Here is a 14,452-nt window from a genome sequence, read left to right as displayed (position 1 = left end):
TATAATGGCGAACCGACATGCCGACCCCCCCAATTTCCAGGCACATTTGGGATGACTTTACATGTCAATAAGAGCAGATTCACCAGCGAATAATACCGTCAATTGTATCAGGAGGCTGTCCGGCTGCTGGACCCATCCTGGCTTTTTTACCCTGGCGGGTATTCGAAGCTACGAACTCTTTGGGAAAGGCATCGTCCTCGCGACGCGCTACGAATCCTTGCGGAAAATTTATCGCATTCCTGGTCGTGGCCATTTGATCTGTCTCAAGTCGACTGTTTACGAGGGCCTGCCGCCACGCTACCAAAAGGAGTTCAGTCGCTTTGATTTGGATCAATCCCAGCAATTCATTCGGGATGATGAAGCTGTGCATGATTTTTATTATCAGAGAATCAGCAGCGCCTGGCGCCAGGACGAGAGCGCCTGATTACGTGAGGGGCCAGATCAGATCTTCCAACTCTTCAAGACTTCGCACCTGATCCTGCCAACCCGGAATACGAACCTGAGCTTTAAAATCACTATAGCGATGCAGAATCTGGAGCAGCATCAGGCGGCGGCGCAACTCACGGGTCTGCTCACCGGGTCCATAGCCATAGCCTTCCAGGAGGGCTGTGACCAAAGCCGGCTTGCCTTCGCAGGTAAAGAGCAGTGGACCCAAAAGATCGTATTCATGATACCCGATCATGGCGTCACCAAAATCGATCATGCCGGCAATGGATTGCACGCGTTCCGTGTCGAAGGCCAGAAGGTTGAACGGTGTATATTCGCCGGTTAATATCACGGGCTTGATGACCGAAGGCAAAAGTGGCAAAGACTTTTGCACAAACGCTTCCACATTCTGGGTAAACCAGTCCGGCATTCCCAGCCGCTCATGTCGCGCGCGACAGGCGCCTCTTTGCTTCGGGAAAAATTCAGACCAGGCTGGTGGCAGATCGGCGAGGCCACCCACCGGCACGGCGTGCACGCGCGCCATGATACGACCGATATCGGTTAAAATCGCAGCTTTATCGGTATCACCGAGGCGAGGCCAAAGGGATTCGAGCGTCACACCGGGCAGTCGACTCATAATGATATGAGTCCAGCCCTCTGTCTCGCCCGCTCCATAAAAATGTGGAATCGGCAGGGACACCTGGCCATCCAGATGCTGCATCACCCGCCATTCACTTTCCCACTGATGCCGCAGAAAAGGTGGAAACACTTTCATGATCCACCCGGCTCCGAAGGCCGCAATCAGGTTCGAGCCATCGGTGAACGGCTGAAACTCGCGAACCAGCGTCGGATCCGGTCCCACAGCCCGCCACAGCTCGAGGAATGGCTCGCGCCACAGGTCAGCCTGCAGGCGATAGGTCCGATCAAAATAACTGGGATCCATGGACGCGGGAAAAGTCATCATTATTACCAGCTAATTCTCAGATGATCCTTAAGCTCATTCGGATTGGCCGTATCAGGCGGAAAATGCGCCGCGAGAACATCCTGACATTTGAGGATGGCCTTCTCAAAACCCTCGACCAACTGATGCTCCTTGGCCCCATGCACGAGGTCATGGACCAGCTCCTGGAAATCCTCAGGTTTACAGAATCGCGCAATCCCTTGATCCGCCAGCACCACCGCCTGCCTCTCAAAAAAGGAGACAAACAAAAGAATCCCTGTACGACCGGCGGTATTAGCCAGGCCAGCCTCATAAAACGCCAGCATAGCGCGGCGTTCCGTTTCGAGTTTCTGATCCTTGCGCGGAATGAGGAAACGCTCCAGGGCCGGGATACGGGCCAGATAAAAACCTGACGTCCCTGCGATCACGAAACCAATCGACCACAAAAGGTCATGCCCGACCCAACCCAACGTCAGGACCAGAATATGCTTCACGATCAAGGCCAACAAAAGGCCGATAAAAGCGCCTAAAATAGGGCTAATGCTCGACACTGTGGACCGGTACACCAGCATCGGCACAATCTCGCCGCTGGTTTTGTGCTCGGCCTCGCTCACCGCACGTTCAATGCGCGAGGCGCCTTCCAAACTTAAATACGAACTGAGCCAGGTAGGAATCTCCTTTACCATGATCCGGATGCTCCTCCACCTGAAAATCCACCGCCGCCGCCGCCGAAACCGCCGCCGCCGCCACCACCAAAACCACCACCGCCGAAACCGCCGCCGCCACCAAATCCACCACCGAAGCCGCCGCCAAAACCACCGCGTCCACGTCCACCGCGATTGGCTGCTCCAATGATGAACATGACAATCACAAAGATGAAGAGGGAGAAAAGGGATCCAATGCCCCCACTTCGTCCGCTTCGACTCCGCCGCACGGTCTGCTGCGGGGCGTCCACACCGAATTTAAAATCAGGGTCGGTATAGGCCAGGATATGCGCGACACCGGCAATGACCCCGGCATCGTAATCACCTTCTCGAAACAGCGGCGTCATTTTCTCGCGAATAATGCGACTGCTATAAAGGTCGGTCAGCGAACCTTCCAGCCCCTGCCCCACTTCGATACGCAGCTTACGATCTTCCGCCGAAATTAACAGAATGGCCCCGTTATCCTTATCTGCCGTGCCGAGTTTCCATTGATCGGCGACGCGGATGCCTAGCTGCTCAACGGTTTCTTCTTCCAAACGGGGCACGGTGAGGATCACGAGCTGACTGCCGCCGGCGCGATGCAAATCACGCAGCTGCTGATTGAGATAGACTTCAGCATTATCCGAAAGGATTCCGGCCGTATCCATCACGGGTTCGTTCAATGGAGGAATAGGGGTAACAGCCAACAAAGGCGTTACACCCCACATCCAAACTGTTAGCAGCAAAAGACGCTGCATCAGGATCCTCACTTGAAATCAACCTTGGGAGCCGCTTCGATCTGTGTCTTTTCCTGATCGCTTACGGTCCATTGCGGCATTTTCTCGTGATGATAGATGATGCTGTTCGTAAAACTTGTGGGCGGGACGGTAATCAGATTATTGAATTCATTTATCGATTCGATATAACGTTGGCGCGCCACTGTAATGCGATTTTCCGTACCTTCCAGCTGGGCGCTGAGGTCGCGGAAGCTGGCGTCCGCCTTCAGGTCTGGGTATTTTTCCACAACGACCATGAGGCGACCCAGAGCCGAGCTCAGGTTCCCTTGTGAAGCCATGTATTCCTGCAATTTTTTCGGATCCATGGTGCCGGGATCGATCGTGGTTTGAGTCGCCTTCGCACGGGCTTCCACCACCGCAGTCAGAGTTTCCTGTTCATGGGCGGCATAACCCTTCACCACACTGACAAGGTTCGGGATCAGGTCAGCCCGTCTTTTATACTGGTTTGTCGTCTCGGCCAAGGCAGCTTCAACTTTGTTTTTTGCTTGAGGAATCGACTGCAAACCGCAGCCCGTCATGGCTGCAATCAGCACCAAACCGGCGATTGTGCGACTGATAGTACGTAGCATAGGAAAACTCCTTCGTTCTGTCCTTTTGGACTCTACCACGAGTTTAATGTAATGCTTCCGTTATTTTTGGCAAGGCCCAAGACGGCTGGCCCCAGGGGATTAACCCGCCTGGGTTTGCATGGAGCGGCGACGGAGCTGTTCCATCAGGCTGAGGACGATTTGATCAGCAGGTTCCTGTTCGGCCAGGCGATAGAGGACTCGCTCCGCCTCCGGCCACCAGCCCAGCTGCAAGTAGAGGCGGGCCAGATCCTTCTGATCATAGCTCTGATTATAGGCTTCGACGGCGATGGATTCGCTCTTTCGCATCTTGGCCAGCATGCTCTCCAAAAATGTGGTGGCAGCCTCTTCATAAAAGGCCAGAGACAGACTCCGTTGCCCCAACCGGGCCGACTGTTCGGCCTGCAGCATGAGGCCCAGGTATCGAGGACGAAAACGATGGGCCGACCGCATGCTACGCGCTGTGAGGCCCTCGCCTCGCCGCCGATGAACCTGAAACCAGATCCCATAGACATCAGTCTGGTCACGGGATTCCGGCAGCATACGATGCAAAAGATCGACGATCTGTCCGGGATCGCCTTCATGCCCTGGCTGACGCTCCTGATAACGCAGGGCTTCCAAAAAGCCGCCCAAAAGATGGGGCGTCGCCCGCCAGGAGACCAGCATTTTCCCAAGGCAGGCGTGCAATCCTTCACTGGCGCTGATGCACTGCCGCAAGAGTCGCAATTGCTGCGTGGCTTCATGACTTTCGGCACGATCCGGGTTGCCCAGGGTCAAGGGAGCCCGCGGCGTGGCATCCACATCCAAAAGTTGAGCCTCGGCTTCCAAAGTGGATTGGCTGATCGCGTGCATGGATTGGGTGTGACCGGCCTCACGGATAAGTCCGCCGAGCAAAAGACCGCCGAGCGCGAGGCTGATCAGCCAGCGCTTGACCTGTTGGGCACCAAGATGACAAAGGCGTCGGGGTATCATACGCGACTCAAGGCGAAGGTTGTGAAAGGAAAACCAGCTCCGGCGAGATCACAACGTCCACAGGACGTTCATTATCATGCGCCAGATCGCTGCCAAAATTCAGGCTGAAACCGCGGTTGATGGACACCAGATTCAAATGATTCAAAGGTACCGGTCCCACCGCTGTGCAGTTGCCAGGATCAAACGTCAGCGGATGTTGCGCGACTGTCAAAGGCCACAGCTGCTGACCACAGAAGCCCGCCTCTTCCCAACGCTGCTGCGCGCTGCTATGAAGGGCGACCAGGGATTGCTCGTTCAACGAAAAATCAATCGCATAAGTAAAATCGCGGCCCGTGACGATCAATTCGTAGTCCCCACGATACTGGAGCGTCGCGACGGCTTCGGCGCATGTCGCGTCCATCGCATAGTATTCCGTGCGTGTCACATCCTGAGCCTTTTGAAAATCCAGCTCAATGCGATAGGAAGCAAAAAGGTCCTGCCGTGGAATACAGGCTGTGGACCACAGGCCGTCGACCACAGAATAAAGCTGAGGCTGTGACGAAGGCGCTGAACATCCTGCCGTCGCCAACCCGCTAAGGAGCGCTAATAAACTGCCGAATTTCCCGCAACCAGGAATCGCGGATGCCATCCGATTCAATATGCAATTCATGCCGGGCCTCGGGAAACACGAGCTTGCGGCATTGCTTTGCAAGCTGACACACATGATCCTGCCCTCCGGTCAAGACTACCTCATCATTACCCGCCTGGAACATCAGGATAGGCACCAACAGTTTGGCCGCGTGATCCCGCATTTCGTAGGTCGCTTCCAGGGCTCTCAGACCAAAGCCAAAACTGACCCCACCCACTAACTCGTCTTTTCTTTCAGCTCTCAGTTTATTGAAAGCCCTGTAACGGACAGGACTTCCTGTACCCCGATACTCTTCGTGGTAACGAAAGGGCCCATGCCCGGGCACAAATCTTTTATCAAAACCCAGCCAGCATGCGATCTTTCCAACCCAATGAGCCATCCACTGAGCAGGAAACGGGGACGGGTTGATATCCAGCATGGGCGACGAAATCACGGCCTTCTGAATGGCATCAGGATGTTCAACCATATACAGCGCAAGAATATTCGCCCCCATCGAATGGCCAAGGGCTTGAATGCCTTTGAAGCCGAACGGCGCGATAACGTCCGTGAGAAGTTGCCCGAGATCATTCCGATAGTCCTGGAAATCCCGCACATACTGCATTTGGGGTTGATCAGGAATTTCGCGACCGGAGGCGCCCTGGCCGCGATGATCCAGAATAAAAACGGCCAGGTTCAAATCCTGAATGTCGTAAAGAAATTCAGCGTATTTAAAGGTCGATTCCGTGCGACCTGGCAAAATCACCAAAGCCCGGTCCTGACCAGGCTTCACATACTGACGATAGTGGATTTTTACGCCATCGGGAGCGGTAAAAAATGCCGAGCTTCCCGTGGACCAGAATTCCGGAAGAATGCGGCTCTCAAATTCCTGATCGAACATATGTTCAGGCACGGCCTGGGCTGGCAGGGATAATCCGACCCAACTGATCCATGGCCAAAGCCATCGCGGAAAAGCACGCATGAAAGAACCTCAGCAATGATCTGGTTCCTCCATTGTACCCCGGCGCTGGACACCCCGGCAATGATCGCGGAGCACGCAGAAGGCTCCACTTCATGTCTGTTGGCCAACTAGCAGGAGCTGTCAGGTCTTGGCTGGGGCAGGCACTTCTTCGATCTCAGCGCCCATGGCTTGAAGCTTGGGCACCAGATTATCGTATTTTCGCGTCAATTCGTGAATATTGGTCAGGTGCGTGACACCCTCGGCAACCATTCCAGCGACCACGAGGCACTTGCCGGCCCGTATATCGGTTGGCAGCTCAAAGTCCCGGGCCCGCAGTTTCGTGGCCCCTTGGATAATAGCCGAATGCACAAAGTTGTGGTTTCGGAAACGGCACGGGGATTCCCCGAGGCATTTGCTCGAAACACTGATATTGGCACCCATTTCGTTCAGAAATGAGGTATAGCCCAAGCGTTCTTCAAAGACCGTCTCATGCAGAATGGAAACACCTTCGGCCTGCGTAAAGAGCACCATGAAAGGCTGCTGCCAGTCGGTCATGAACCCAGGATGCACTTCGACTTCGATATGCACGCCTTTGAGAGCGCGTCCCGTTGGGGCTTTGACGTAAAGGCCTTTGGAATTCACTGTGAATTCCGCACCCATGCGCTGGATGAAATTCAAAAAGCTATAAACAGGACCATGCGTGACATTATCAATCAGGACATCCCCACCCGTGGCCAAAGCCGCGACGGCAAAGGACACGACCTGGTTGCGATCGAACATGCAGCGCAGCTCGCAGCCGTTGAGTTTTTTCACGCCCTGGATGATAAAGGTTCGATTGGGCGTCTGGGTGATGTCCGCGCCCATTTTTTGCAGCATCATGCACAGTTCAAAGATCTCGGGTTCGATCGCCGCGTTTTCGATGATGGTTCGCCCTTGGGCCATCGAAGCGGCAATAATCAGGTTTTCCGTGGTCATCACCGAAGGGAACGGCAGTTTGATATGAGCCCCATGCAGGCCTTTATCATCGACGCTCAGATGATACTGATTGCCGTTCTGCTCGACCTGCGCGCCCATCATGGCAAGCCCTTCGATGTGAAAATTCACGGGCCGTCGGCCGATCTTGTCACCGCCCAGTGCCCCGTAAAAGCTGACTTTGCCGAAGCGTTGCAGAAGGGGGCCGGCGCAGAGGATGGAAATCCGATTCTTACGGCAGATTTCTTCGGAGATGGCCCAGCGGTCCATGGTGCGCGCGCAGACTTCGATCACATCGGATTCATGCGTGATCACCTGACCACCCAGGTAACGATAAAGCCCCTCGACGATCTTGCGTTCGTCGACATCCGGGGCGCCTTTTATCATCACGGGTTCGTCCGTCAGCATCGAGGCGATGATGCATTTGGTAACCTGGTTGGAACTGCCAGCGATCGAGATGCGACCGCCGGAGAGTTTCTTACCGCCAACGATCCTGAGGCGAGGTTGGGTCATTCCATTGACTCCTTTATCTTAAAGCCGGGAAAACTTAGGCGTCGTCTTTGTCATTAAGCTCGGCGTAATCAGCGACCGAAATCGGGTCATTGACCCAGTTTTCATCCACGATCACTTCCAAACCGAGGAAAACCTTGTTATCGAAGTGATGTTCCAGGCTTTGCCGGGCTTCCATGCCGATCTCTTTAATTTTCGAGCCGTTGCGGCCCAAAACAATACCGCGATGGGTCTGGCGACTCACAACGATATAGGCTTCGACCCGAACAATACTAGGGGAAAATTCTATTGTATCAACCCTCACGGCCAATTGGTAAGGCAGCTCGGCCCCCAAATGCCGGAAAGCCTGCTCACGAATCAATTCTGCGCAAACAAATTTCTGCGGACGATCGGTCAGATCATCGGCTGGATACAGCCACGGCCCTTTGGGCAGGCCATCGATCAAGGCCGCCACAAGTTCAGCCAGACTGTCCTTGCGCTTGGCACTGATCATCCAGGGCCGGCGTTCGTCCAGGCGAGCCGCGGCTTCAGGAGGCAGCTCCTCGCGAATCATGGCCAGCGTTCCAATCAACCGTTCCTCGGCCAATCGCAGTTCCACTTTTTTCAGTTTATCGCATTTATTCAAACTGACCAGGACCCGACCTCGGGATTCCTGGATCACGTTGCGCAGAAAATTAATGTCTTCGGCATTGCCGACATCCTGCACATCGATCACATAAAGCACCAGATCAGCGTCACCCAGGACAGCCCAGGCTTCCCGATTCATCATCGAATTCAAAGTCAGCTTCTTGGGACTGCGATGAATGCCGGGTGTATCTAGAAATAACAGCTGGGCATCATTTTCCATGACAATGCCCAGAATGCGATTACGAGTTGTGTTGGGTTTGGCGCTGACGCCGACGATTTTCTGTCCCACGAGGGTATTCAGCAGGGAACTTTTCCCGGCGTTTGGCCTACCCATGATGGCGCAATATCCACAGCGCTGTGTCATAATTAAAAACCTCAATCCTACCAATTTTACATATTCAAGGCGACCCACTGGGCTGGCAGCATGCCCTGCCTGGGGCTGATTGGCAAGGTGAATTCCTGCATCAGCCTTGAACCTGAATTGCCAGCGCTGCACACGATTAGAACGTCCTGATCTGGGTCTGTGGCATCATCACCACAAAGCGTGTACGCGGGTGCCGGACATCGATTTCAATCGTACCACCGTGTGCCGCCATGATTTTTCGGGAGATGCTGATGCCAAGCCCTGTGCCCTTGCCAAAGGGCTTGGTCGTGAAGAACGGTTGACCGATCCGGGCCAGCACATCGGGCTTCAGCCCAAGGCCGCTGTCCTCGACCGTCAGTTCCAGGACCGAGTCCCTTCTATCAATCGAAATCCTGATCCATTTTTCGTCCAGGCTCTCGATCGCATCCCGCGCATTTTGAATCAAATTCAAGAGCACCTGCCCGATCTGTAACGGCCGGCACATGGCAAAGACCGGGGCGGCTGGTGGGTCGAATCTCAATTCAATCCCCAGCAGATGCAGGCTCTGCCCGCAGATGGCCAGGGTGTCCTCCACCACCTGCCCGAGGTCGGTTTTTTCCAAAGGATCACCCTGCCCTTCGTAGGAAAGGCGGCGAAGGCTCATGATAATCTGCGTCATGCGGTCGGTGGTTTCCGATATCTTTTGGCTCGCGTAATGAATGCGATCCCGATCCCAGGGCTCGCGTTTCAACATTTTCATGAGCTGTTCGCTGTAGCCTTTGACGATACCCAAGGGATTATTGATTTCATGGGCGATGCTGCCCGCCAGCTCACCGATCGCGGACAGCCGGGAACTGGCGACGAGGAGAGTCTGCTGTTCCTCGATAAGGGTCTGGCTCTTCTGCAGATCGGCAATCGTGCGTCGGAGCTTATTCTCGCTCTTTTGATTGTTCAAATAAAAGTAACCGGAAAACATGAACACAGTGGCAAAGACAAAAGGCATGGTCGCGAGATGAATCATGCGCTGCTCGGCCACCGTCAAAGGCAAAGGTTCAACCAGCTCCTGGCCCATGATCTCGACAAAGAAATAGAGCAGAACAGGCGCTATGCTGCATATGGCAAAACTTAAGCGGCGCCTATAATCCAGCAGAATAAAAGGCGTCGAGGCACAGGCGATGAAAACATATTGAATTCCCGAGCCTCGTCCGAGCGCCAAAGCATAGAAAAGGGTGACCGCGTTGTAGTTGAAAATTGTATAGAGACGACCAAAGGTCAGCGACCCACTCCAGCGGTTGATCAGAAAAATACAGCCGAAATGCAGGGATGAAAGAAGGGTCATCAGGGCCAAGGACGGTTGCCCCACCAGCCAAAACACAAGCGGAAATGACACCAAAATCAGGACGGCAATGATGGCGGTATTCTGATTGGAAAAGCGAATACGTCGCCGTTCACGGTCACTCATGCTCTCGCGTAAACCGGACTCCGAGATATAGCCCCATAGGCTGGTCAAAGGATGCGCAGGCACGATTATTATGACTCCTTGGTGATGGTCCCCATTGTGCCCTAAAAAATCGCGTCTGCCCATCATCGTAATTTCAGCTGCTGACCTTATCGTTCCCTGTAAATCGTCAGGATATTTTCCTTGTCGGCTGCGAAAGGGCTGAATAGGATGCCACAGCCGGGATGGGCATTCTGCGTCCCTTTGCCCACTTGATAGGAGCCTAATATGACCGAGCAAGCGCACGTCTGGAATTATTTTCGCGCTGGTGGCGTGGTCCAGGTTGAACTCAAAACAACCGCCGACCTTGTGCGACTCGGTCAACTCGATCAGAAGCTTTGGATGGCCCTGTCCATGCCGACCCGGGGCGTGAATTGCGACACGCGCACGCTCGACCTGATCGATAGCGATAGGGACGGCCGCATTCGTCCACCGGAATTAATTGAAGCCATCCGCTGGTTGGAAAAAACCCTGGTGGATCCGGGGCTGATTCTGACGGAAGGTCAAGGCCTTGCCCTTAAGGAAATCAAGGACCCGGCCTTGCTTGCAGGGGTGGAACGGGCTTTGGTCCAGCTGGACAAACAGGGTGCGGACCGTATCGATATCGATGAACTCGAACTGGCTGTTAAAAAACTAAGCGCTGAAGTTTTCAACGGTGATGGCGTGATAGTGCCCGAGGCGGGGCAGGATCCAGCCGTGAAAAACCTGCTCGACCACATGATTCTGCATTACGCGTCCGTTCCTGATCGCAGTGGTCAACCCGGGGTGGATAAAAATATTCTGACCAATTTCTTTGCCGATCTTGAAGCCCGAGCCAGCTGGTTCGCGGAATTGGAACAGGAACCGCACCTCGTTCCCTTTGGTATTGCAGGGACAGCCCTGGCTTTTCAAGCCACCGACGCTGTGAGTAACAAGATCGAGGATTTTTTCACCCGTTGCCAATGGATCGCCTACGATGCGCGTGCCGCCGACGCGGCCAATCGTTCGACCTCGGAATTCCAGGCCATTGCCATGCATCAACTCAACACCAATTCAGAAAGTCTCGCGGAGTTACCACTCGCTCATGCCGGAGCCGGTCTGGCCTTGCCCTTGGATGAACGTTTGAATCCAGCTTGGCACAAACCGATGCAATATTTTAACGAGACCGCGGTGCAAACCATGCTGGGTTCGAAGCCGACGGAACTGACGGAAACGCAGTGGCGTCATATTCAAAAAAGTCTGCAAGGCTATGCCGCCTGGCGCGGCCGTGAACCGCAAAGCGCCGTGTCACGGCTCGATATGCAGAAGATTAAGGAGATTCGCAACGGTCGAACGCGCGAGGCCCTCGACGAACTTTTGAGTTTTGACCTGGCGATCGGCCCGGAATTTGACAGCCTGAGCGACGTGCTGCGCCTTTTGCTCTATCGCCGCGATCTGGGACGCATCCTGCGAAACTTTGTTAATTTTTCCGATTTTTATCGGCGCAAAAATGCGATTTTCCAGGCCGGCACTCTATTTATCGATGGTCGCGCCGCGGAACTTTGCATTGCCGTGACCAGCCCCACCCGCCACACAACGATGGCGGGATTATCCGGTGCCTACCTTGCTTACTGCGATCTTTTGCGCGCGGGTGTGGAGAATCAAGCCGTGGTCGCGCTACTGACCGATGGTGATAGCGATAATATTTCAGTCGGTCGGAATGGGGTGTTCTACGATCGCGAAGGTCGCGACTGGGAGGCCACCATCACCCGTATCGTCGCCAACCCGATCAGTTTGCGGGAAGCGTTCTGGCTTCCCTATAAAAAACTGGCTCGCTTCGTCGAAGAACAAATTGCCAAGCGAGCCGCGGCCGCTGATGCTGGCAATGTGGCCCAACTCTCCGTCACTTCCCAGGCCATGGCTAACGTGGACAAGGCCAAGGCCCTTGATGTGAATGCCAAAAAACTCGATGTCGGCACGATCGCTGCCATGGGTGTCGCACTGGGAAGCATCAGTACATTTCTAGGCCTCATGTTCGGCAAATTTCTGGATCTGGGTCTTCTGATGCCCTTCGGTATCCTGGCTCTGGTCCTTTTGATTTCAGGGCCGTCAATGGTCATGGCCTGGATTAAACTGAAAAATCGAAACCTGGGACCGATCCTGGATGCCAACGGCTGGGCGGTGAATACCGTGGCCCGCATCAACGTTCCCTTCGCCTCGTCGATGACAGCTGTGCGGGCGGTTCCGTTGCACGTCGGCATGCTCTCGCCGGATCCTTATGCCGAAAAGATTCGACCCTGGCGTTTCTATATCACGATCGGGGTGATCGTTCTTTTGGTGTTGGCCTGGGCGTTGGGCCGTTTTGATCGGTATTTGCCAGCCAAATTGCAGCTGAAAACGATGGTGGACTCCGTTCCAAAACCTTAAAGGTACGGCGAGACCAATCTCGCCAGGCCATCCCGGACGCGTACGCCCAGGGGACGCGCTTGCAGCTCATCGAGGTTCAAGCGTCTGGCCTGGGACAACCGACTCTCAATCAAAGCGTCGAGCTTCGCTGTAAATTCGGTGTCGTAGGCTTCGCAATTGAATTCAAAATTCAAACGCAGGGAACGAGCGTCCCAGTTGGTTGAACCAATGAGGCTCCAACGGCCATCGACGGTCATGAGCTTGGCATGATCAAAAGGCGGTGGCGTGAGCCAGACACGGCACCCGAAGCTTACCACCTGCCAGATCTGAGCCACGGAAGCCCACTGAACCAGTTTTAAATTGCTGCGCGAGGGAATAATAATATCCACTTCAATGCCGCGGGTGGAGGCCACGCCTAAAGCCATTGCCAGAGCCATATCGGGGATGAAATAAGGCGTCACGATGCGAACCCGTTTCTTAGCGGATGAAATCGCTGCCTGCAGAGCCCAGGCTAGAGCATGACTCGTTTCATCAGGTCCATCGGCAATGCCCCGGCAGATCACGTCGCCGCAGGTGAGCAGGGGCCGGAACCAACGCTCGCCCTGCAGACTTTCGCCGGTGCTGAACAGCCAGTCTTCAGCGAAAACCTCCTGGAGCTGCCCCACAATCGGACCTTCCAAACGAAAATGAACATCCGCCGTGGGCAAGGGACTGGGTGCGGACAGCACATGATTCACGCGAATGTTCATGCCGCCCGTAAAACCGATGACGCCATCAACCACACAAATCTTACGGTGCGTGCGCAGGTTGAAAACGCTGATATGATGAATAGGAATGAAAAGTGCCGCAGGCACGCCACGCCGCTTGAGGACCCGATAAACGGAAGGATTATGATAGCGCACGCCCACGGCATCGATCAGCACGCGCACCGAGACACCGCGCTCGACCGCCAAGGCCAATTCATCCACAAAAGCTTTGCCCAGGGAGTCATAGGAAAAAATATAGCTGACCAGCGTGATCGAATGCTGAGCCTGACGAATGGCTTCCAGCATGGCGGGAAAGGCTTCCTCACCATTTTCCAGCAGATCGATGTGATTGCCGATCAGAAGGGGGCGATTCACCACGCAGCTGACGGCTTTGCCGATCTGCATCAAGGCCTCACCATGGGGATGAAACTTGTCTTCCAAATCCTCCGGAGCAATGGCGAATGCGGAAAGGCTGAGACGAAATTTTTCCCGCGTCGCCCGCAGAGCCATGGCCTTGCGACGAACACGATTGATACCAAACAAAAAATAAAGGACAGCGCCAATGCCTGGCGAAAGAATAATCAGACCCGCCCAGCCCAGGGCCGAACGCACGTCCCGCTTCCAAAGAACGGCATGAATCGCGGCCCAAAGCGAGCCGATCGAGGTCACGACTGTGAAGACGTAGGGCCAATAATTCAGAATCCATTCAAAGACCTGATCTTCCCGCAAAAGAGCCCCCTCAGGTTTTATCCACACGCGTCAGATTCAGATCACGCCGCATCAAAGTTTCCAGCACGACATACGTATAGGTGGATTGAATATCAGGAATGCGCTGAATTTTTTCGGTCAGGATGTGATAAAGCTCCGACGTCTGCCTGACGACCAGTTTCACGATCAATGAAAATTCGCCCGTGGTGAAGTAGCTTTCCAGCACCTCGGGAATGGCGGCCAGACGCTTTTGCACAGCCTCCATTTTGGAGGCCTCCTTCAAGGAAATACCAATAAAGGCAAACAGCGAATAGCCCAATTTATCGATATGAATTTCGGCCCGCGCATCGCCCAGGACGCCCAATTGAGTCAGGCGCTTGATGCGATTATGCACCGTGCCCGTCGAAATGCTGAGACGTTCGGCAATATCCTGATAGGGCGTTCGCACATCATGCTGCAACGCCATGAGGATCTGTCGATCGGTGGCATCCAGTTCGTCACGCAGCGTCACAAGGCTCTCCTTTTATGAAAGGATTCCGTATGTTAAACAGCTCCCCGGCGGGCGGCAAGGGCAAAATGCCGTCTGCATGCCGGGTTCGTGCCGAGGTTCACGTTCAGATTACGCTAAATATTTTTAAGTTTCATTCAGTTTTATATTTAAAACATGCTGTGAGATTTAAATTTCAATGATTTAAGTTGATTCCGTTTGCAGCAGAAGCCGTCCTTTCTTTAAGG

At 54.3% G+C, this 14,452-nt stretch carries 14 protein-coding genes; 2 read left to right on the top strand and 12 right to left on the bottom strand.

All coding sequences use genetic code 11. The annotated features are described in order from the left end of the window. Positions 1-61 precede the first annotated feature (61 nt). Entirely contained in the window at positions 62-424 is a 363-nt protein-coding gene (locus VE954_RS36565; RefSeq protein ID WP_324962455.1) for a hypothetical protein, read from the top strand. Here the strand turns inward: VE954_RS36565 and VE954_RS36560 are convergent, their stop codons facing one another. From VE954_RS36560 to VE954_RS36515, 10 genes are all read right to left on the bottom strand, one after another. Then, positions 425-1,390 carry an aminoglycoside 3'-phosphotransferase/choline kinase family protein gene (locus tag VE954_RS36560; protein WP_324962453.1) on the bottom strand — a complete coding sequence of 322 codons (966 nt, stop codon included), beginning with the start codon at positions 1,388-1,390 and terminating at the stop codon, positions 425-427. It lies immediately after the preceding gene. 2 nt (positions 1,391-1,392) lie between these two features. Then, positions 1,393-2,052, bottom strand: a complete 660-nt coding sequence (locus tag VE954_RS36555) for a hypothetical protein (RefSeq protein ID WP_324962451.1) — start codon at positions 2,050-2,052, stop codon at positions 1,393-1,395. Beyond that, positions 2,046-2,807, bottom strand: a complete 762-nt coding sequence (locus tag VE954_RS36550) for a TPM domain-containing protein (protein WP_324962449.1) — start codon at positions 2,805-2,807, stop codon at positions 2,046-2,048. Before VE954_RS36550 ends, VE954_RS36555 begins: the two co-directional genes overlap by 7 nt. 8 nt (positions 2,808-2,815) lie before the next feature. After that, positions 2,816-3,415: a LemA family protein gene (locus VE954_RS36545; RefSeq protein WP_324962447.1), complete on the bottom strand. Its 600-nt coding sequence runs from the start codon at positions 3,413-3,415 to the stop codon at positions 2,816-2,818. Positions 3,416-3,514: 99 nt separating this feature from the next. Next, on the bottom strand, positions 3,515-4,384 hold the full coding sequence (locus tag VE954_RS36540) for a hypothetical protein (RefSeq protein ID WP_324962445.1): 870 nt from the start codon (positions 4,382-4,384) through the stop codon (positions 3,515-3,517). Positions 4,385-4,391: 7 nt separating this feature from the next. Next, the gene (locus VE954_RS36535) at positions 4,392-4,901 is read right to left on the bottom strand and encodes a hypothetical protein (protein ID WP_324962443.1); all 510 of its coding nucleotides are present in this window, start codon (positions 4,899-4,901) and stop codon (positions 4,392-4,394) included. 55 nt (positions 4,902-4,956) lie between these two features. Continuing rightward, positions 4,957-5,970: an alpha/beta fold hydrolase gene (locus VE954_RS36530; protein ID WP_324962441.1), complete on the bottom strand. Its 1,014-nt coding sequence runs from the start codon at positions 5,968-5,970 to the stop codon at positions 4,957-4,959. 120 nt (positions 5,971-6,090) lie between these two features. Further along, positions 6,091-7,434, bottom strand: a complete 1,344-nt coding sequence (murA, locus tag VE954_RS36525; protein WP_324962439.1) for a UDP-N-acetylglucosamine 1-carboxyvinyltransferase — start codon at positions 7,432-7,434, stop codon at positions 6,091-6,093. A gap of 34 nt (positions 7,435-7,468) precedes the next feature. Beyond that, complete coding sequence (gene era, locus VE954_RS36520) at positions 7,469-8,422, bottom strand: GTPase Era (protein ID WP_324962437.1); 954 nt, start codon at positions 8,420-8,422, stop codon at positions 7,469-7,471. Positions 8,423-8,558: 136 nt separating this feature from the next. Further along, positions 8,559-9,926 carry a sensor histidine kinase gene (locus VE954_RS36515; protein ID WP_324962435.1) on the bottom strand — a complete coding sequence of 456 codons (1,368 nt, stop codon included), beginning with the start codon at positions 9,924-9,926 and terminating at the stop codon, positions 8,559-8,561. A 201-nt stretch (positions 9,927-10,127) separates the two neighbouring features. Here VE954_RS36515 and VE954_RS36510 point away from each other — a divergent pair, with 201 nt between their 5' ends. Then, on the top strand, positions 10,128-12,284 hold the full coding sequence (locus VE954_RS36510; RefSeq protein WP_324962433.1) for a hypothetical protein: 2,157 nt from the start codon (positions 10,128-10,130) through the stop codon (positions 12,282-12,284). Here the strand turns inward: VE954_RS36510 and VE954_RS36505 are convergent. Further along, entirely contained in the window at positions 12,281-13,738 is a 1,458-nt protein-coding gene (locus tag VE954_RS36505) for a phospholipase D-like domain-containing protein (RefSeq protein ID WP_324962431.1), read from the bottom strand. The genes VE954_RS36510 and VE954_RS36505 overlap by 4 nt on opposite strands. Before the next feature lie 10 nt (positions 13,739-13,748). Continuing rightward, positions 13,749-14,228 carry an Lrp/AsnC family transcriptional regulator gene (locus tag VE954_RS36500; RefSeq protein ID WP_324962429.1) on the bottom strand — a complete coding sequence of 160 codons (480 nt, stop codon included), beginning with the start codon at positions 14,226-14,228 and terminating at the stop codon, positions 13,749-13,751. Positions 14,229-14,452: the final 224 nt, after the last annotated feature.

Origin of the sequence: Oligoflexus sp., from assembly GCF_035638955.1 — a bacterium.
GTDB lineage: Bacteria > Bdellovibrionota_B > Oligoflexia > Oligoflexales > Oligoflexaceae > Oligoflexus.
The sequence above is the reverse complement of the archived record's forward strand: the minus strand, read 5'-3'. Positions and strand labels throughout refer to the sequence as shown.